The following is a 17,249-nucleotide window of genomic DNA, read 5'->3' as shown; positions in this document are numbered from 1 at the left end:
TGCGCGTTAAAAGCCTAAGCTGGCCAATAAATCATCGACCTCGGATTGGTCGGTCACCACATCGGGCGTATTTTCTGGGTCCACCACGGGGCCGGCCAAATGCTCGTGTACTGGCTCCACCGGCATGGGGGCCACCACGCCGGGCGGTGCGGTATCAATCACCAATTGCAGCAGTTGCTCTTCAATCGTGGCCGCCAAAGACACCACACGGGCAATGACTTGACCGGTCAGGTCATGGAAGTCTTGCGCCATCATGATTTCGGTCAGGTGCTCATCGGTGGTGCGCGAAATTTTCTCTATATCGTTGAGAAAATTCATGACTTCGCCCTTGGCCACGGCCGCTACCGGGTCTTTGACCAAGGCCGTCGTGACGCGCCGGGTTTCTTCGGCCAGCAAATCGTTTTGCGCTTTGGCCTGCTCTACGCGCCCCAGCACCTTCTCTGCGGCTTCGCCCGTGAGCCGCGCGATGTACGACAGGCGGCTTTGAGCATCGGGCAGCTCGCTCATGCTGCTGCGTAGCTTTTTGGCATAGCCCAGCTCATTGAGCGAGTCGTGTAACTGGCGCGTCAGGATACCAATCCGCTGGTGTACATCAACAGCCGCAGGGCTGGTGGCCGCAGGGGGGGTGTTGCTGGTGTCCATAGCGATGGCTTACAGCCCCTGCTTTTTGATGATCAAATTGACCTTTTCTTCCAGGGTGGCCTTGGTAAAGGGTTTGACAATGTAACCCGCCGCACCGGCTTGGGCAGCGGCCACAATGTCTTCTTTGCGGGCTTCGGCTGTCACCATCAGCACCGGCAGGTGCTTGAGTTTTTCGTCAGCCTTGACTTCGGCCAGCAGCTGAAAGCCATTCATGTTGGGCATGTTGATGTCGGTGACGACAAAGTCAAACTTGCTGGCGCGCAGTTTGTGCAGTGCCGCTACACCATCTTCGGCCTCGTCGGCATCGGAAAATCCGCTCTCCTTGAGCAGGTTACGGACGATGCGGCGCATCGTAGAGAAGTCATCAACGATCAGAAAGCGAAGGTCAGACACGTGGGACCCTTTCGGTCGGAATTGCAGTATGTGTTGTCATGGGAAGCATAGTCGATAGCGTCAATCTATGGTTTGGCGCTACTGGCAGGGGTATTTTCTTGCTTTTCATTCGAGGGTGAGACTCCTGGAAGAGTCAAGGCGCTTTTGCTGAGCAATCTTTCCTCCGCTTCGCGCGTTAAGACCGTGATGGTAATACGTCGGTTGGCCGGTGCGCGCGGGTCATCGGGTTGCAGCAAATCACTGCTGGCCAAACCTACCACGCGCGCCAGTTTGTTATCGGGCATACCCGCACTGACCAGTTCGCGCCGCGAGGCATTGGCCCGGTCGGCCGACAACTCCCAGTTGCTGTAGCCACGCTGGCCAGCACCGTAGGGTACCGCATCGGTATGCCCGGCCAAACTGATGCGGCTTTCGACATCGGCCAGCGAGGAGCCAATGGCTTGCAAAATGTCGCGCATATAGGGTTTGACCAGCGCGCTGCCGCTGTCAAACATCGGGCGGTTTTGGTCATCGACAATCTGAATTTGCAGGCCATCGGGGGTCACGTCAATGCGAATTTGCGATTTATACTCGTTCAGGCGCGCATTTTGCGTGATGATGGCGTCAATTTTGGCGCGCAAAGATTTAATGCGCTGGGCATCTTGTTGCGCTTGCTGGGCTTTGGCCAGTTCGGTTTTGTCTTGGGCATCCGAGCGCTTGACTTGGCCATGCACTTTGGCCAAATCGTTGCCGCCACCGGGCAAAATACTGGTGCTGTTGCCCGCGCCATCGCCGCCGGCCATCGCCACTTTGAGCGGCGAATTAAAATAATCGGCAATGCCTTGCAACTGCCCTTGCGCCGTGGAGCCCAACAACCACATCAGCAAGAAGAAGGCCATCATGGCCGTCATAAAGTCGGCGTAGGCAATCTTCCAAGCGCCACCATGCACGGCATGGCCGCCCTTTTTGATGCGCTTGACGATGATGGGCTGAAGTTTTTTTTCGGTGGCCATACGGTGGCTTACTTCTTACGCACGTATTCTTCCAGCTCCAAAAAGCTGGGGCGCTCGGTCGAGAACAAGACCTTGCGGCCAAATTCAATCGCGGTGGCGGGGTTGTAGCCTTGCATACTGGCCAGCAAGGTGCATTTGATGCACAGCAACTCTTTGGCAGCATCATCGGCTTTTTGTTCCATCAGGCCACCCAAAGGTTCGACAAACGCATAGGCCAACAAAATACCCAAAAACGTACCCACCAAGGCCGAACCGACCATGCCGCCCAGCACCGCTGGTGGTTGGCCCACCGAGCCCATCGTGTTGACCACACCCAACACCGCCGCCACGATACCAAAGGCGGGCAGGCCACCGGCCAGCCGCGCCATCGCGGCCACGGGGGCATGGGCCTCTTGGTGGTGGGTTTCGATTTCGTTGTCCATCAGGGCTTCGATTTCGTGGGCATTGAGGTTGCCCGAGACCATCATCCGCAGGTAATCGGTGGTGAATTCGACCACATGGTGGTCAGTGCCTACGTTGGGGAATTTTTTGAACAACTCGGATTCGTGCGGGGCTTCGACATCGCCTTCAATCGCCATCAGGCCCTCTTTACGCGCTTTTTGCAAAATCTCGTAGAGCATGGCCATCAGCTCTAGGTAACGCGCCTTGGTGTATTTGGAGCCCTTAAAAAGCCCACTCAAGCCCTTCATGGTGGCCTTGAGAACCTTGGGTTGGTTGTTGATGACGAACGCGCCTAAGGCGGCGCCGCCAATGGTGGCCATTTCAAACGGTAGCGCCTTGAGCACCACGCCAATATTGCCGCCGTGCAGAATGAACACACCAAAGACGCAGACCAAGCTGACAAGGTAACCAATGATGATGGGCATGCTGGATGAAAGGTGGCTGTGACAGGGGCGATCAGAAGAAGATCAGGGCAGCATCAAGCGCTGATGGTTGGTAATGTACCGGAAGCGTTTGACTTCGGAGGCACACTGTTGCGGCAAAAACCGGGTTAAATCGGGGTTTATTGTCCCGTCCAAGCTTCGTACCAGCGTTGCAGGTTCTGGCCAGTGAGTGTCCAATCGCGGGCTACTTGCGCTTGTAGCGCTAGACCATCGCGCTGGCAAGCGTCCAAATCGGACACCCGCTCTAAGATGGCATCACGCCAGTCTTTGTAGCGGTTTTTGACCCGTGTAGCTGGTAAATTGCCTTGGTAGGGCGTAACGTCAGAACATAGCACCGGCACACCGCACCAACCGTATTCGAGCAGCTTGAGGTTGGATTTGCAATCGTTAAAAGCATTGCTTTCTACGGGGGCAATGGCCAAATCCCAATTTTGGCTTAAAGCCATGAGTTGGGCCGGGTATTGTAAGGTAGGTACGCCGGGCACAAATTCTTGGATATAGGGGCGGATGCTGTCTGGGCACATGCCCATAAAAACCCAGTCCACTTGGTCAGCCAAGTCTTTAATCACGGCGGCCACCATTTCCAAGTCGCCTTGGTGGCTGATGCCACCGGCCCAACCGATGCGTGGTTTTTTTCCGGCGGGGCGCTGTGCTGTGCTGGGGCGTTGGGGTGGTACGGCCCCCCACATGGCGGGGGCCAAGCGGTTGTGTACCACGCGCACGTCGTCGCTGTAACCGCCCAACTCGTGCGCCAAGGCTTCGGTGGAGACTACCAGCCGGTCGCACAGACCAATCGCTTTGAGCATTTTGCCGCGCAGGTCTTTGGGCATGTGGTCGTAGTGGGCGCTTTTGAGCGGCACTTTGCTCAATTGGTCATCGATTTCGTAGATTTTGCGTACATTCTTTAACCCTGTCAGGGCTTTGAGGTGCCCGAGCATGATTTCGGTATTGGGCCGCTGAAACACCAACACATCGGCCCCACTGCGTAGGGCCAGATTGGGGCTAAAAATATCCAACGAGGCCCCGCCTCGGCACAGCCCAGCCTCTAGCATGGCCTGCATGGGTTGGATGATGCGGTAATGGCCACAGCCTTGCACATCGGCATGGAAGGCGGCAATTTTGTGTTGCAGGGGCTGCGGAAAATGGTCAAAACGCAGCAGAGGGTTGGACTCGAATTCGTAGCCGGTGCCAATCAACGAGAGGTTGGGGTTGTAGGCGGGGTCATTGGCGATGATGGCGGGCCAGCGTTGGTACATCGCGGCTTGTTCACGCTGAAAGCGCTGTAATTTTTGCTCTGGGCTGATGGTTTCTAGCCCGGCCTTTTGGCTGGCCCCGCTCTCGTGCAGCAGGGTGGCCAAGGGTGTCCAAACGATGCGCTGGCCGCTTTGGCCTATGCGTAAGCACAAGTCCATGCTGCTGTACGAAACACCAAAGGTGGCTTCGTCCATGCCGCCCACAGCCTCATAGACGGCTTTGCGTACTAACAAACAAGCCCCAGCCAGCGCAGAGAAGTTTTGCGCCACTTGGGCGCGGAACATATAGCCGGGCGCGTGCTTGTCTAAACCGAGCAGCGGGTGGTCTGCTGGGCCACCCAAGCCCATCACGACACCTGCGTGTTGCAGCGTGCCATCGGGGTAAAGCAAGCGTGCGCCCACTGCGCCTACGCCCTCGCGCAGGCCGTGGCGCAGCAGGTGGCTGAGCCAGTCGGCTTGCAAGACGGCGGTATCGTTGTTGAGCAGTAGAACGAACTCGCCGCGTGCTTGCGCTACCGCCAAATTGTTCAGCCGTGCCAAACTGAATGGCCCCGGTGCCGAAAGCACCCGAATCTGCTCGCTGCCCAAGGCCGACAGGCCCGAGAGAAACTCGCGCGCCTCGGGGGTTTGGCTATCGTTATCGACCAGCAAAATCTCAAAGGCGGGGTAATCGGTTTGCGACAGCAGCGAGTCTATGCAGCGGCTCAGAAAGGGCAGCAAGTCCTTGGTGGGGATGATGATGCTGACCAGCGGTGTTTGCGCTAGCGGATAGATAACATGGAAGGTGCCCGGCCCCGGCCCTTCCATTACTTGGGCATCGGGCGCTGGGGCTTGCAAATGGCTTTCTAGCACTTGGGCCAGGCGTTGCCACATCTCCGAGGTGGTGCTTAAGAGGCTGTCTGTCGTGGGCGATAAATGCAGCAACACCAGCGGCAGGTGCAAGACGGCCTTGCCAGGCAGTACGCTGGCCTCTAGGGCGCAGTGGTAGGCAGCGGCCAAGTCTGGCAAGCCTTGCTGCGCGCCCAGTTGGCGCTGCCCCCAAGCGTTTTGCAAGACCAAGGCCCGGCCCATATAGGGCAGGCTACGCAGTAAATCGAGATTGAGTGCAGGCTTGAGACGGGGGTGCTGCGGCTGGCCTTCAGGTTCGCTGTGGTCGTCGTGGTCACAGTACAGCAGCACGCTATCGGGCGTGGCATGGTCCACCAAGGTGCGCTCTAGCATGAACAGCGCTTGTGGCTCTAGCGTGTCACCGGCGTGCAGCAGCAAGGTCCAGCCCGGTGCTGGGGCCTGTTGCCACCACCGGGTTGGGGCATCGTGGGTGATTTCTACCCAGTCTGCCGGGCGGGTTTGCGCGGCCAAACTTTGCTGGGTGCGCTCCAACAAAGCCGCGTTGGTGCTGGGCGGGCAGCACAGCAGCACGCTCAGATGCAAGCGGGACGACTCTGGCACCGGCGTGCATTGTGCGCTGCTGGCACGAAAATCTGCCAGCCAGTTGGCATAAGCCTGCTGCTTCTCGTCCGTGCGGGCTTGGGCGAGGACTGGGCCGATTTGTGCTTTGAGCTTTTGCGTAATGTGGGACAGTTTAGAGCGGCTGCCGCTGGCGGTGGTGTTCATGCTGGGGAAAAAATGGGTTCAGGTTCCGGCGCGGTATTCGGTGGCACCAATATCTATCGTGTGCATGTAGCCGACGATATTGTCTGGGATGGTGTTGTCAAAAATCTCGTGCAGCACTTTTTGTAGCAAGTAGCTGCCCAAGCGTTCATTGCAAAAAGCCAGCGCCCGGCGGTGGTAGGCATCGAGTTTGACGGGCCGGTGGCGCTCTAAAAAATGCAAGCATACGGCCTCCAGCTGTTCGGTGATGGCCAGAAAGATATTGATGGGAAAGGTGCCCACTTCGATACCACCGGGAATGATGGTGGCATGGTTGATTAGCTCAAAGCACTCTTGCGCGGTGATGACTTCTAACTCTACCGCTGTGGCCAAGTAGCGCAAAAAATCCGGGGCCTGATGCACATGGGCGTATTGCTGAAAGGTGTTGCCAATGTTGCGCGGGCTGGCAATACAGAAATACTGCGCGGGTTCAGAAAACCATGTGCCATAACTGGGCACCTGCGCCGCTTGGTTGATAAAGCGCATGGTCGGAAAGCTGCTGGTGGTGCGTCCAAAGGCTTGCAGCGAAATAAATTTGCGGTATTGCGTCAGGGTGATGAGGTCAAAGTCAGAAAACTCGGGCTGCTGGTCGCGCAACCAGCGCCGAATGGCAAAGGCCCCTGCGGCACCGGTCAAAAATGGGTGCCAAGCCATCAAATCGGGGTAGGCTTGGTGTACGTCCAACAGCGCTTGCGGGGTTTGCGGTGCTTGTCCTGCTGCTCCCAACCAAACCACAGTGGCGTTGGGGTCCAGGTCAATGGTGATGCTGGGTTGGTGGGTGATGCAAAAAACAGGGTGCATGGTGCAGAGGAAGCAAATTAAGAGGAGGACAGGCGTCGTAACCAAGCACCGGGCCAATGGGTGATGTTTTGGTCGAGTTCGCTCTCGTTGAAAGGCCAGCGCGGTTGCTCAATTTTAAATTCGGGGTGTTGGGCGGCAAAATCGCGCGCGGCGCAGCTGGGGTTGTCGGTCGCCCAGCTAGGGCTGCCACGCGGCACGTCGGCCAAGTCTTGCATGATGCCATCGGTGGCCACAATGTACGAGCCGGGTGTGACCACATCGGCATAAGCCTCTAATTCGGCCAGAACGTGGGCGTAAGTGTGGTTGGAGTCCAAAATCACCAGCACTTTCTCGCCCGGTTGCACCAGCGCCTTGACTTGGGCCACGATGTCGGGGGCGGTGGAGCTGCCCTCTATCAGGGTGATGCGGTCATTCAAGGGGTGGGCCTCAATGGCTTGGCGATTGTGCGGGCGGATTTCGATGTCGATACCAATCACCCGGCCTTGCTCCATCGCTTTGCACAGGCTGGAGTAAAAAATCAAGGAGCCGCCGTGGGCCACGCCAGTTTCGATAATCACATCGGGCTGGATGCTGAAAATCACTTCTTGCATCCGCAGCATGTCTTCGGGCAGCTGGATAACCGGGCGGCCCATCCAGCTGAAGGTGTATGGGTATTTCTGGTTCCAGCCTACCCGCACCCAGTGCTGCGAGAGGATTTCAAAAGCCTGTTTGGAATACAGCGGCAGGGTTTCGGGCTGGCCGGTGTCTTGTATCGTCAGGGTTTGGGCTTGGGTGTCTAGGGTGAGTTTCATGAATTTTTTCAGTCTAGGAGCGTAAGAGAAATTAAAAATGAGGGTCGTAGTTGCTAGTTGCTAGTTGCTGGGATGAGACTCGCGTGCTGCTTTGTGCAGCGCCTGTTCTAGGCTTAGTGTCGGGCGCCAGCCCAAAGCGTGCAGCCGCTGTGCTTCTCCCACCAGCAAGGCAGGCTCTCCAGCGCGTTCACTGCCCAGGGCTAAAACAGGCGCGGGGTCTGCGTCGAGTAACTTTGCCAAATGGCACACGATGGTTTTCAGTTGCACTGGTTGACCTGAACTGATGTTGTACGCCCCAGAAGCGGTAGGCTGTAACAGAGTCACCAGCCCGGCGGCCACATCCGAGGCGTGTAGAAAATCCCGGTAGGCATTGGCATGGACACCAAAAGGTGCGCGTTGACCTTGAAGTGTGGCCAGTAGTGAGGGGATGAGGCGCTGGGAGGATTCGCCGGCACCAAAGGGCAGAAAAACCCGGCCCCAAGCGCAAGGCACTTGGTGTTGTTCGCACACGGCCATCACCAGACGCCGGGTAGCATCTTTGGCTACGCCATACAGGGTGGTTGGGTGCAACGGTGTGCTTTCTTCGCGGCAATAACCATGCGACCAGTCGTATTCGGCACAGGTACCAGCCACCACCACCCGCTGGCCACCGGCTTGGCAAAAGGCTTCGGTCAGGCGCGTAGTGGCCTCGACCCAGCGCAGATTGAGCGGAGAATTCCAGTACTGGCCATGCTCAGCATACCAAGCCAAGTGCAGCAGGTGGGTAGCTTGTGCTTGCTGCGCCAGCGCAGCAAAATCAGGATGGCCCAACAAATCGGCGGCTATCCACTGGCTGGTTTGGGCGTTGGGTGAGGGCTGGCGGCCTAACAATACCGTCTCGATACCTTGCTGGTGCAGGCATTGCAGCACATAGCGGCCCAAAAAGCCACTACTACCGGTCAGCAGTACTCTCATGTACTGGCCTGATGCAGCAGGGTGAACTGGGGCACGGCCACCGCCAACTGCCCACCCCATTCGTGGATGTAGGCTAGTTGCTGTACTACTTCTGCTTGTAGGTTCCAAGGCAGGATGAGCACGATGTCGGGGCGATGGGCACGCAAGTGGTTTTCATCCACAACGGGGATGCGACTGCCGGGCAAAAATTGGCCTTGCTTGGCCGGATTTTTATCGACGACATAGGGTAATAAATCCGAGCGCACGCCAGCAAAGTTGAGTAGGGTGTTGCCCTTGGCTGCCGCACCGTAGGCAGCCACCTTACGCCCTTGGGCCTGTGCTTGCAGCAGGAAGGTGAGTAGTTCGCGTTTAATACGCAGTGCTTGGGGTTGCAAGCCTTGGTAAAACGCGGCATGGCCCATGCCAGCGCTGGCTTCCTGCTCTAGCAGGGCGGCTACGGCGGGTGTGACTGGGCGCTCTAGGCCATTGGTGCGCCGCGCAAACACGCGCAAACTGCCACCGTGGGTGGGCAGTTCTTGCACATCAAACACCGTCAGGCCGTTGGCCGCAAAAATGCGTTGTACCGCCGTGAGTGACAGGTAAGAGAAATGTTCGTGGTAGATGGTGTCGAATTGGCACTGCGCTACCAATTGCAGCAGGTGCGGAAACTCAAACGTGGCCACACCAGTTGGTTTAAGCAAGGTAGCAAAGCCAGCCACAAAATCATTGATGTCGGGCACATGGGCCAGCACGTTGTTGGCTGCCATCAGGTCGGCGCTATGGTCTTGGGCCAGCAGTTTTTGCGCTAACACTGTGCCAAAAAACTCTTCTACGATGGGGATGCCTTTGGCCCGCGCGGCAGCGGCAGTGCTGGCGGTAGGCTCTACCCCCAAGCAGGGGATGCCGCGTTGGGCCACATATTGCAACAGGTAGCCATCGTTGGCGGCAATTTCTACCACTTTGCTGCGTTCGTTTAACCCCCAGCGCTGCACCATCGCCTCGACATAGGATTGGGCATGGGCCAGCCAAGTGCTGGAGTAAGAGCTGAAATAGGCGTAATTGGCAGAAAACAGCTCGTCGGCTTGGGCAAAGTCTTCAGTTTGGGCCAACCAACATTGTTCGCACACCAACACCCGCAGCGGATACCAGCGCTCGGGGCCATGCAGAGCTTGGGCATCTAAATAGGCATTGGAAGGCGGTGCGGTGCCCAGATCGACCAAGGACAGGGTGACAGGTGCGGCGCAGTGACGACATTTCATGGAGGAAAACTTTATAGGGCAATACCTGCAAATTCAGGGGGCAGCAGCGTATGGGCAGCATCGCGGGTGGACAGGTTGGCAATCGGCAGGGGCCACGCAATAGCCAGCCGTGGCTCACTGACATGCACAGCAGCTTCATAATCTGGGCAGTAGAGGGCCGAATGCAGATAGAGCAGTTCGGTATCGTCTTGCAAGGTTTGGAAGCCGTGGGCGCAGCCGGGCGGAATGAGTAGCGCGGTGTGGTTGTCGGCAGATAGCTCCGTAGCGTACCAGCGTAAAAAGCTGGGCGAGCCAGCGCGCAAATCCACCACCACATCCCACACCGCCCCGCGCAGGCAGCTGATCAATTTGGCCTCGGCAACCGGTGGCCGCTGGTAATGCAGGCCACGCACGGTGCCGCGTTGCACGGTATGGGTGTGGTTGATTTGGGCGATAGGCCCATGCCAGCCAGCAACGGCCAGTTCTTGGGCGCAGAACAAGCGGGTGAGCGCGCCGCGTGCATCGACCAAAGGCTGGCGCTGTATTTGCATTACGCCGGGCAGCGGCGTAGCCGTGACGATAAAGCGACTCATGCCAAAAACTCTTCCCCATAGCAATCTATGTCTGCCTCACAGAGGGAACGCGCATCGGCCCCCTGTTGCTGGGCACGATACCACGCCATGCTGCGTTCTACCGCTGTGGCCAAAGGCCAGCACGGTTGCACACCCAACACGCTGCGCGCTTGGGCGGTTTCTAACGCCAACCAACGCGCTTCGTGCGGGCCTTGCTGTGGGTCGTCATAACGCACGCTGGCATGGGGGTAGGCACGGGCGGCCAGCTCTATCACCGTTTGTACGGTGGCTGCTTCGTGCGGTAGCGGGCCAAAGTTGTAGGCCGCTGCCAGTGCGGGTTGTTGCCAAAGTTTCTCTGCCAGCAGCAAATAAGCGGCCAGTGGCTCTAGGACATGTTGCCAAGGCCGGGTGGCTTGGGGCTGGCGGATGTGCAAGCTGTCGCCCTGTTGCCAAGCGCGTACCGCATCGGGCAACAACCGTTCTGGGGACCAATCGCCGCCACCCATCACATTGCCGGCCCGTGCGGTGGCCACGGCTACGCCCTGCGCTTGCAGAAAGGCATCGCGGTAGCTGGCCGTCACTAACTCGGCGGCGGCTTTGCTGGCGCTGTAAGGGTCGTGGCCGCCCAAAGGGTCACTCTCGCGGTAGGGGTAGGCCCATTCGTGGTTGCGATACACCTTGTCGGTGGTAATCACCAGCGCTACGCGCACGCGGTTCAATCCACGCAGGGCATCCAATACATGGGCCGTGCCCATGACGTTGGTGGCGTAGGTTTCCAGTGGTGCTGCATAGCTGGGGCGCACCAGTGCTTGGGCCGCCAAATGCAGCACGATGTCTGGTTGCGTCGTCTGCACCCGTGCGGCCACAGCGGCGGCATCGCGAATATCCATGAAATGGCTGTCCATGCCCTGCGCTACCTGCGCCAAAGTAAACAAGGCGGGTGTCGTTGTCGGGGGCAGGGCCAAGCCTGTCACGTGGGCACCTAAGCGTTGCAGCCACAGCGCCAACCAAGCCCCTTTGAAACCGGTATGACCGGTGAGCAATACCCGTTTACCGCGCCAAAAATCAGGGTTTGTTTGCATAGACATACTGCTCACCATTGTTTCCACGGTGCTTGGCCTGATTGCCAGAGTTCTTCGAGCAGATTTTTCTCGCGCAGGGTGTCCATCGGTTGCCAAAAGCCGCTGTGTTCAAAGGCATGCAATTGGCCTTGGGCGGCCAAGGCATTCATAGGCTCTAGCTCCCAGCTGGTTTGGTCATTATCAATCAGGTCGATGGCTTCGGGTTGCAAAACAAAAAAACCCCCATTAATCAGGCCACCATCGCCTCGGGGTTTTTCGGCAAAGGCGGCGACGCGCTTGCCTTCTAGTTGTAAAGCGCCATAACGGCCTGGTGGTAATACCGCCGCTACGGTGGCTAGTTTGCCGTGGGCATGGTGAAAGGCAAATTCTGCCGTTAAATCAATATCGGCCACGCCATCGCCGTAGGTAAAGGCGAAAGTTTCGCCGGGTTGCAAATAATCGCGCACCCGGCGCAAGCGGCCACCCGTCATGGTGTTATCGCCGGTATCGACCAAAGTAACGCGCCAAGGCTCGGCATGGCGACGATGCACTTCCATTTGGTTGTTGGCCATATCAAAGGTGACATCCGACATGTGCAGAAAATAATTGGCAAAATACTCCTTAATCACATAGCCTTTGTAGCCTAGGCAGATGATAAAATCATTCACGCCGTGGGCAGCATACAGCTTCATGATGTGCCACAAAATAGGCCGCCCCCCAATTTCAATCATCGGTTTGGGGCGCAGGTGCGATTCTTCAGAAATACGGGTGCCTAGGCCCCCGGCAAGGATGATGGCTTTCATGAAAATACTCTATTTGGGTGGGCGTGGACGGAAAAAATCCAGCGGCTGGGTGCGTAGCCGCGCCCGAATAGCCGCATAAATGCGCGAGCGCTCGACACCACTGACGTTTTGTGCGCTCAAGGCAACACGAAAAGCCAAATAAAAACTAACCCCTACATTCAGTGCGGCCAAAAATGGCAAGGTGATGAGCGCCCACCAAAATGCGGGCAGTTGCAACGCTTCTGCCAAGCCCAGCCCCATACCCGCTGCTGCAATTTGGCCAGCGGCCAGGGTAACATGGCGAATATCCAGCCCCAAGCCAAAAAAGGTAGCAAACACCGGCACCAAGCCGAGCATAAAGCCCAGCGATATATTAGCTGCCAAGCCTGAGATGTTGTGGCGCAAAAATTGCGCCCATCGCGCCGCACGCGATTGGCCCAGCAAGGCGGTGATGCGCGGGTTGTAGCGCAGCACCGAATCAAGGCGATAAAGCACGAACCAATTTTCGGCCCAACCGGCCATAATGCTGGAAGCAAACAATAGCACCCCGGTAAAAGCGGCATACAACACCGATGGCCCGAGCAGGTGCAGCGATTGCAAGCTGTAATGGACTTGTTTGTCAGATAAAAACGGCGCATCAAACCACAGCTGCCAGCCCGCGCACAGCAACAGCACGCCCGGAAACACCACCAACACGTTGCCCAATACGGCAGCCACCTGCGAGCGCACCAAATGCACCACCTCATCGACAAAGGCATTGACGGCCTCGCCCGAGCCTAGCTCTTTGAGCTTGGCCGCCATCGCTGGGGCGGTCATGGCGGGTTGCTTGGTGGCGACGGTAAAGTGCAACAATTGCACCAACACAAAGCTGATGGCATAGTTCATGCCTGCCCAAAAACCGGCCCAAAAGGCCGATAGGGCCAGCGTGCCGAGGGCAAACTTCATCAGCGTAGTAAAAGCCATGACGGCCCCACCACCTGCTGCATGGCCCAGCATGGCGTTGTATTCTGCCGAAGTGCGGGTGATGTAATGCTCGCCGGTTTCGGCACTGCGCTCGGCCACCTTGGCGGCCAACAAAGAAGAATTGGCCCGAAACACGGCACGCACACTGCGCCGCTCTTGTGTCACTTGCACCAAATGGCCCAACAAACGCGCACCGTGCAAGGCGGGTGTGGGTGAAAGCACGCATTCGAGCAACTCGCGCATCCGCACCACGCGGGCGCGCAATTGGCGCAAGCGAAACACCAACCCGACGGAGATGCCGTTGTCTTCAAAATGGCTGTAAACGCTGGTGGCGGCACTGCGACAAGCGTCCAGCCGTTCGCGCAGGCGTTGGGCAGCTTCTTGTAGCCGGTCGGGGGTGCGTAGGCCGTGCAGCACCTCCACGCGCAGGCTTTCTACATCCCGAATCAGGGCATGGAAGGGTTGCGCGGCGCGCGCTTCGGGTGGCATACGCAAGCGCAACTCGGGCGCAAAGCCGGTGGATAAAATTTGTCCGGCACAGTAAGTCATGGCATCGAGCAGCGCGCGCTGCCAGCGCGTGCAGTGGCCGTTGTCAGCGCACAGCACCCGCATCAGGCGCTCTAGCAACTCTACCGGCAAGGCGGCCAACCATTGGGCATCAAAGGCTGTGGGCAGGGCCAAGGTAAACAGCTCGGTGGCGTCGATGGTTTCAGGAGTGCCGGGCAAAATTTTCAGGCGCAGGCGTTCGGCCAGCTCACTGAGCAGCGCGGTGCGTGGCGCAAACCCAAAATCGGCCAGCAGCAGGGTGATGTCCACCGTATCGACCAAGGTTTGCCACCACGCTTGCAGGCGCGCTTGTGTCTCTGGTTGGGCTTGTACCGCATCGAGTAGCAAGGTCAGGCGACTCAAGGTATCCGGCACGGAATCGCCCGCACCGCGCAGCCAGCCCAGCAACCCAATCAGCCACAAATGGCGTTGCGCTAAATCGGCCTGTGGGTCTATTTGCGCCAACAGGCTGTGTAAATCGTGGCGTGGGCGCATCAGTGCAGCACCCTGGCACTCAAGGGGCGGCCATCGCTACCGGGGTGCATCGCCTCCAGCACAAACAGCGGAATGTCGCAATCAAACGGGGTGTCGTCTTCGGCCAGGCAATGGTAACTGCCGTGCATGGTGCCGCTGGGGGTACGCAATTGGCAGCCACTGCTGTATTGAAACGACTCGCCGGGGCGTAGCCAAGGCTGCTCGCCCACCACACCTAGGCCCTGCACTTCTTGCGTGCGCCCCAGTGCATCGCTGATAAACCAATGGCGCGATACCAACTGCGCCGCCATGTCGCCCGTGTTGTGGATGGTGATGGTGTAAGAAAAGCTGAACACCCCAGCCTCGGGCGAGGATTGCTGTGGCAGGTAGTGCGGGGTGACTTCCGCCTGAAATTGGTAGTTTGGCATAGGACAATGGTAACTGCGACCATAAAGACCATAAGCCAGATTGACCGGAATCTTCGCGGCAAGCCTCGGGGTTGCGCCCGAGGTTCGAGCGAACAGGCCGGTACGGCCTGTGGTTCTTTTGCGCTGCATCGCCTATGATGATGTCCATTGTGAGTACCAGAACCCTTCAGCTCCGCATCAAAGACAAGCACGCCAAGATAAAAAACCAGCGCAAAGACGATATGCACCAGTTCAGCACAACGCTGGTGCGAAAAAATGCCGCCATCTTCGTGGGCGACGTGGTCAGTGCCAAACTGGTCAAAACCAAGATGGCCAAGTCCACGCTGGATGCGGGCTGGTCATCACTGAAGACGATGTTGGAATACAAGAGCCATCAGGCCGGTATCGTTTTTATGGAAGTGAACGAAGCGTATTCAACCCAGACTTGCTCGTGCTGCGGGAGCATTCCCGCCAGCAGTCCGAAAGGTAGGGCAGGACTTGGAATAAGAGCATGGACGTGCAGCGATTGCGGGGCGGCACACGACCGCGACGTGAATGCAGCACGGAACATTCTCGCGGCGGGCCATCGTCGTCTAGCAGTAGGAATCTCCGGGGTTTAGCCCGGAGAGGATGTCAACATGAGCGCATCGAGGCATGGATGTTAGAGCAGGCCGCCGTGTCATTCGATAGCAGCATCGAACCCGGCAAGTTGCGCGCCGTGGTGTAGTCATTAGTGGCCCTATGTGTTGAATGTTGTTGATACGGATAAAATAAGTTTCCAAAATCAACTACATAAGTTTCCAAATGGGGCCAACATGACAGGAAAAGTGAGACTCAAGGGCGAGCAGGTGCGCCAGTTCATCATGGACAAGGCCGAAGTTGCTGGGGCGAGCTTGTGCCATATGGTCATGGAGCAGTTCGGCATCACCCGGCAGGCCGTCAACCGCCACCTAGCCAAACTGACAGAGCAGGGGTTCATTGTTCCCGCAGGAATCTCTGGCCGCAGCCGTATTTTCAAGCTGGCGCAACTGGAGTGCCAAGAGTTCAGCTACCGCATTGAACCCCATTTGGCGGAAGATTTGGTGTGGGAACAGGACATTCGCAGTCTGATTCACAACCTTCCAGAGAATGTTCTTCGGCTGTGGTCTTACGCCTTTACCGAGATGTTCAACAACGCTATTGATCACTCTGGCGGCAGTGCCATCCGTGTCAGCGTGACCAAGACCGCCGTCACCACAGCCATCCGCATTGCCGACAATGGCGTTGGTATCTTTAAGAAAATCCAAGCCGCTATGGGGCTGCTGGACGAGCGTCATGCCATCTTTGAATTGTCCAAGGGAAAACTCACCACCGACCCGCGCAACCATTCTGGACAAGGTATTTTCTTTACATCGCGCATGTGTGACCGGTTTTCTATTGCTTCTGGCGAACTGTTATTTCAGCACGTCCGTGGTGATGGCATGGACTGGCTTGGAGAGCAAAAGGCCAACACCGAAGGCACTACGGTGCTGATGGAATTGAGCAACCATACCGCACAAACGACCAAGAAGATTTTTGACGAATACTCCTCTGGTGATGATTACGGATTTACCAAGACCGTGGTTCCGGTGCAGTTGGCTAAATATGGTTCGGATGAATTGGTTTCACGCTCACAAGCCAAGCGACTACTGGCACGGGTTGAATTATTCAGGACGGTAGTGTTTGACTTTGCCGGAGTGGAGGAAGTGGGGCAGGCATTTGCAGATCAGATATTCCGCGTCTTTGCCACAGAACACCCAGAGATTGACCTTATCCCTATCAGGATGAACCACGATGTAACGGACATGGTGCGCCGAGCAGTCAATCAGCCACGGGTATAAGCGCCCACGCCTGACCAGTTGTGCCACCAGCTAGGAAGGGCTGCAATCCGACCGAAGCGCCAGACTTGCGCCGAGCAGCAGACCCCAAAGTGCCAAATTTCCGAAATCGTCTTACATCCTGACGGGCAACAAAAAAGCCACCCCGGTAAGAAGTGGCTAAGTTGTTGTTTTGATTGGTGGCCTGGGACGGAATCGAACCGCCGACACAAGGATTTTCAATCCTCTGCTCTACCGACTGAGCTACCGGGCCTAAGCCTTGAATTATAGCAGCAAATTTCTACCGACTGCCAATTTTTTGCAAATTTAATGCCGTTTGCCGCGTCCCAAGTCCACACCCAGCTGGCGCAGCTTGCGATAGAGGTGGGTGCGCTCTAGGCCGGTTTTTTCGGCCACTTTGGTCATGGAGCCGCCCTCGCGCGCCAGATGGAACTCAAAATAGGCTTTCTCAAAGCCGTCGCGGGCCTCGCGCAAGGGACGGTCTAAATCAAAATCTTGGTAGGGTGACAAGTTGGCCGTCAGGTCCTCGGTGGCGACACCCACCGCAGTACCACTGGCCGCTACCGACTGCCCAGCCACGGTGGCCAAAGGGGTGGCCGCAGCAGGTGCAGCGGTGCGGGCTTGGTTGCGCGCTAGGCCAGCTTCTACTGCTTTGAGCAGCTTTTGCAGCGTGATGGGCTTTTCTAAAAAAGAGAAGGCTCCAATGCGCGTGGCCTCGACAGCCGTTTCAATGGTGGCGTGGCCGCTCATCATGATGACCGGCATATTCAATAAGCTATTGGCCGCCCATTCTTTGAGCAAGGTTACGCCATCGGTGTCGGGCATCCAAATGTCCAACAACACCAAATCGTAAGGCCCGGCCAAGCGTGCCGCTCGGGCTTGGGTGGCGTTTTCGGCCAAATCCACGCTGTGCCCCTCGTCGTTGAGGATTTCTGACAGCAAATCACGGATGCCGTGCTCGTCATCGACCACCAAAATATTTGCCATGTCTGTGAAGTGCTTTCCAACTGC

17 protein-coding genes and 1 tRNA gene are annotated in these 17,249 nt (G+C 57.4%); 2 read left to right on the top strand and 16 right to left on the bottom strand.

The features are described from left to right. Nucleotides 1-6 precede the first annotated feature (6 nt). The 14 genes from PHX60_RS01205 to apaG all read right to left on the bottom strand — a co-directional run bounded on the left by PHX60_RS01205 (nt 7) and on the right by apaG (nt 14,403). Complete coding sequence (locus tag PHX60_RS01205) at nt 7-642, bottom strand: protein phosphatase CheZ (protein WP_300073513.1); 636 nt, start codon at nt 640-642, stop codon at nt 7-9. A gap of 9 nt (nt 643-651) precedes the next feature. Continuing rightward, on the bottom strand, nt 652-1,035 hold the full coding sequence (gene cheY / locus PHX60_RS01200; RefSeq protein ID WP_300073510.1) for a chemotaxis response regulator CheY: 384 nt from the start codon (nt 1,033-1,035) through the stop codon (nt 652-654). A gap of 65 nt (nt 1,036-1,100) precedes the next feature. Then, on the bottom strand, nt 1,101-2,027 hold the full coding sequence (gene motB, locus PHX60_RS01195; protein ID WP_300073505.1) for a flagellar motor protein MotB: 927 nt from the start codon (nt 2,025-2,027) through the stop codon (nt 1,101-1,103). Between the two features lie 8 nt (nt 2,028-2,035). After that, complete coding sequence (gene motA, locus PHX60_RS01190) at nt 2,036-2,893, bottom strand: flagellar motor stator protein MotA (protein ID WP_300073502.1); 858 nt, start codon at nt 2,891-2,893, stop codon at nt 2,036-2,038. Between the two features lie 137 nt (nt 2,894-3,030). Continuing rightward, nucleotides 3,031-5,778: a glycosyltransferase gene (locus PHX60_RS01185; protein ID WP_300073500.1), complete on the bottom strand. Its 2,748-nt coding sequence runs from the start codon at nt 5,776-5,778 to the stop codon at nt 3,031-3,033. An 18-nt stretch (nt 5,779-5,796) separates the two neighbouring features. After that, nucleotides 5,797-6,615: a hypothetical protein gene (locus PHX60_RS01180; protein ID WP_300073498.1), complete on the bottom strand. Its 819-nt coding sequence runs from the start codon at nt 6,613-6,615 to the stop codon at nt 5,797-5,799. A 17-nt stretch (nt 6,616-6,632) separates the two neighbouring features. Further along, nucleotides 6,633-7,406 carry a cephalosporin hydroxylase family protein gene (locus PHX60_RS01175; RefSeq protein ID WP_300073495.1) on the bottom strand — a complete coding sequence of 258 codons (774 nt, stop codon included), beginning with the start codon at nt 7,404-7,406 and terminating at the stop codon, nt 6,633-6,635. Between the two features lie 60 nt (nt 7,407-7,466). After that, nucleotides 7,467-8,360 (bottom strand): NAD(P)-dependent oxidoreductase, encoded by an 894-nt coding sequence (locus tag PHX60_RS01170; protein WP_300073493.1) that lies wholly within the window; start codon nt 8,358-8,360, stop codon nt 7,467-7,469. After that, nucleotides 8,357-9,598 (bottom strand): class I SAM-dependent methyltransferase, encoded by a 1,242-nt coding sequence (locus tag PHX60_RS01165; RefSeq protein ID WP_300073490.1) that lies wholly within the window; start codon nt 9,596-9,598, stop codon nt 8,357-8,359. Before PHX60_RS01165 ends, PHX60_RS01170 begins: the two co-directional genes overlap by 4 nt. A gap of 11 nt (nt 9,599-9,609) precedes the next feature. Then, nucleotides 9,610-10,170, bottom strand: a complete 561-nt coding sequence (locus PHX60_RS01160; RefSeq protein WP_300073487.1) for a dTDP-4-dehydrorhamnose 3,5-epimerase family protein — start codon at nt 10,168-10,170, stop codon at nt 9,610-9,612. Next, entirely contained in the window at nt 10,167-11,231 is a 1,065-nt protein-coding gene (gene rfbG, locus PHX60_RS01155) for a CDP-glucose 4,6-dehydratase (RefSeq protein ID WP_300073485.1), read from the bottom strand. Before rfbG ends, PHX60_RS01160 begins: the two co-directional genes overlap by 4 nt. A gap of 11 nt (nt 11,232-11,242) precedes the next feature. Beyond that, complete coding sequence (gene rfbF / locus PHX60_RS01150) at nt 11,243-12,013, bottom strand: glucose-1-phosphate cytidylyltransferase (RefSeq protein ID WP_300073482.1); 771 nt, start codon at nt 12,011-12,013, stop codon at nt 11,243-11,245. 9 nt (nt 12,014-12,022) lie between these two features. Next, nucleotides 12,023-13,996 (bottom strand): site-specific recombinase, encoded by a 1,974-nt coding sequence (locus tag PHX60_RS01145; RefSeq protein ID WP_300073479.1) that lies wholly within the window; start codon nt 13,994-13,996, stop codon nt 12,023-12,025. Further along, the gene (apaG, locus tag PHX60_RS01140) at nt 13,996-14,403 is read right to left on the bottom strand and encodes a Co2+/Mg2+ efflux protein ApaG (RefSeq protein WP_300073476.1); all 408 of its coding nucleotides are present in this window, start codon (nt 14,401-14,403) and stop codon (nt 13,996-13,998) included. Before apaG ends, PHX60_RS01145 begins: the two co-directional genes overlap by 1 nt. A gap of 134 nt (nt 14,404-14,537) precedes the next feature. Between apaG and PHX60_RS01135 the strand changes: the two genes are divergently transcribed. Continuing rightward, on the top strand, nt 14,538-15,002 hold the full coding sequence (locus PHX60_RS01135) for a transposase (protein WP_300073473.1): 465 nt from the start codon (nt 14,538-14,540) through the stop codon (nt 15,000-15,002). Between the two features lie 123 nt (nt 15,003-15,125). Further along, nucleotides 15,126-16,241 (top strand): DUF4325 domain-containing protein, encoded by a 1,116-nt coding sequence (locus PHX60_RS01130; RefSeq protein ID WP_300073470.1) that lies wholly within the window; start codon nt 15,126-15,128, stop codon nt 16,239-16,241. Between the two features lie 174 nt (nt 16,242-16,415). Here PHX60_RS01130 and PHX60_RS01125 read toward each other — a convergent pair. Both PHX60_RS01125 and PHX60_RS01120 read right to left on the bottom strand, forming a co-directional pair. Further along, a tRNA-Phe gene (locus PHX60_RS01125) sits at nt 16,416-16,491 on the bottom strand. A 53-nt stretch (nt 16,492-16,544) separates the two neighbouring features. Further along, the gene (locus PHX60_RS01120; RefSeq protein WP_300073467.1) at nt 16,545-17,225 is read right to left on the bottom strand and encodes a response regulator; all 681 of its coding nucleotides are present in this window, start codon (nt 17,223-17,225) and stop codon (nt 16,545-16,547) included. Nucleotides 17,226-17,249: the final 24 nt, after the last annotated feature.

The sequence above is a fragment of the Giesbergeria sp. genome, assembly GCF_028686475.1.
In the GTDB taxonomy this organism is placed as follows: Bacteria; Pseudomonadota; Gammaproteobacteria; order Burkholderiales; family Burkholderiaceae_C; genus Simplicispira.
This window is presented reverse-complemented; position numbering and strand designations above follow the sequence as displayed.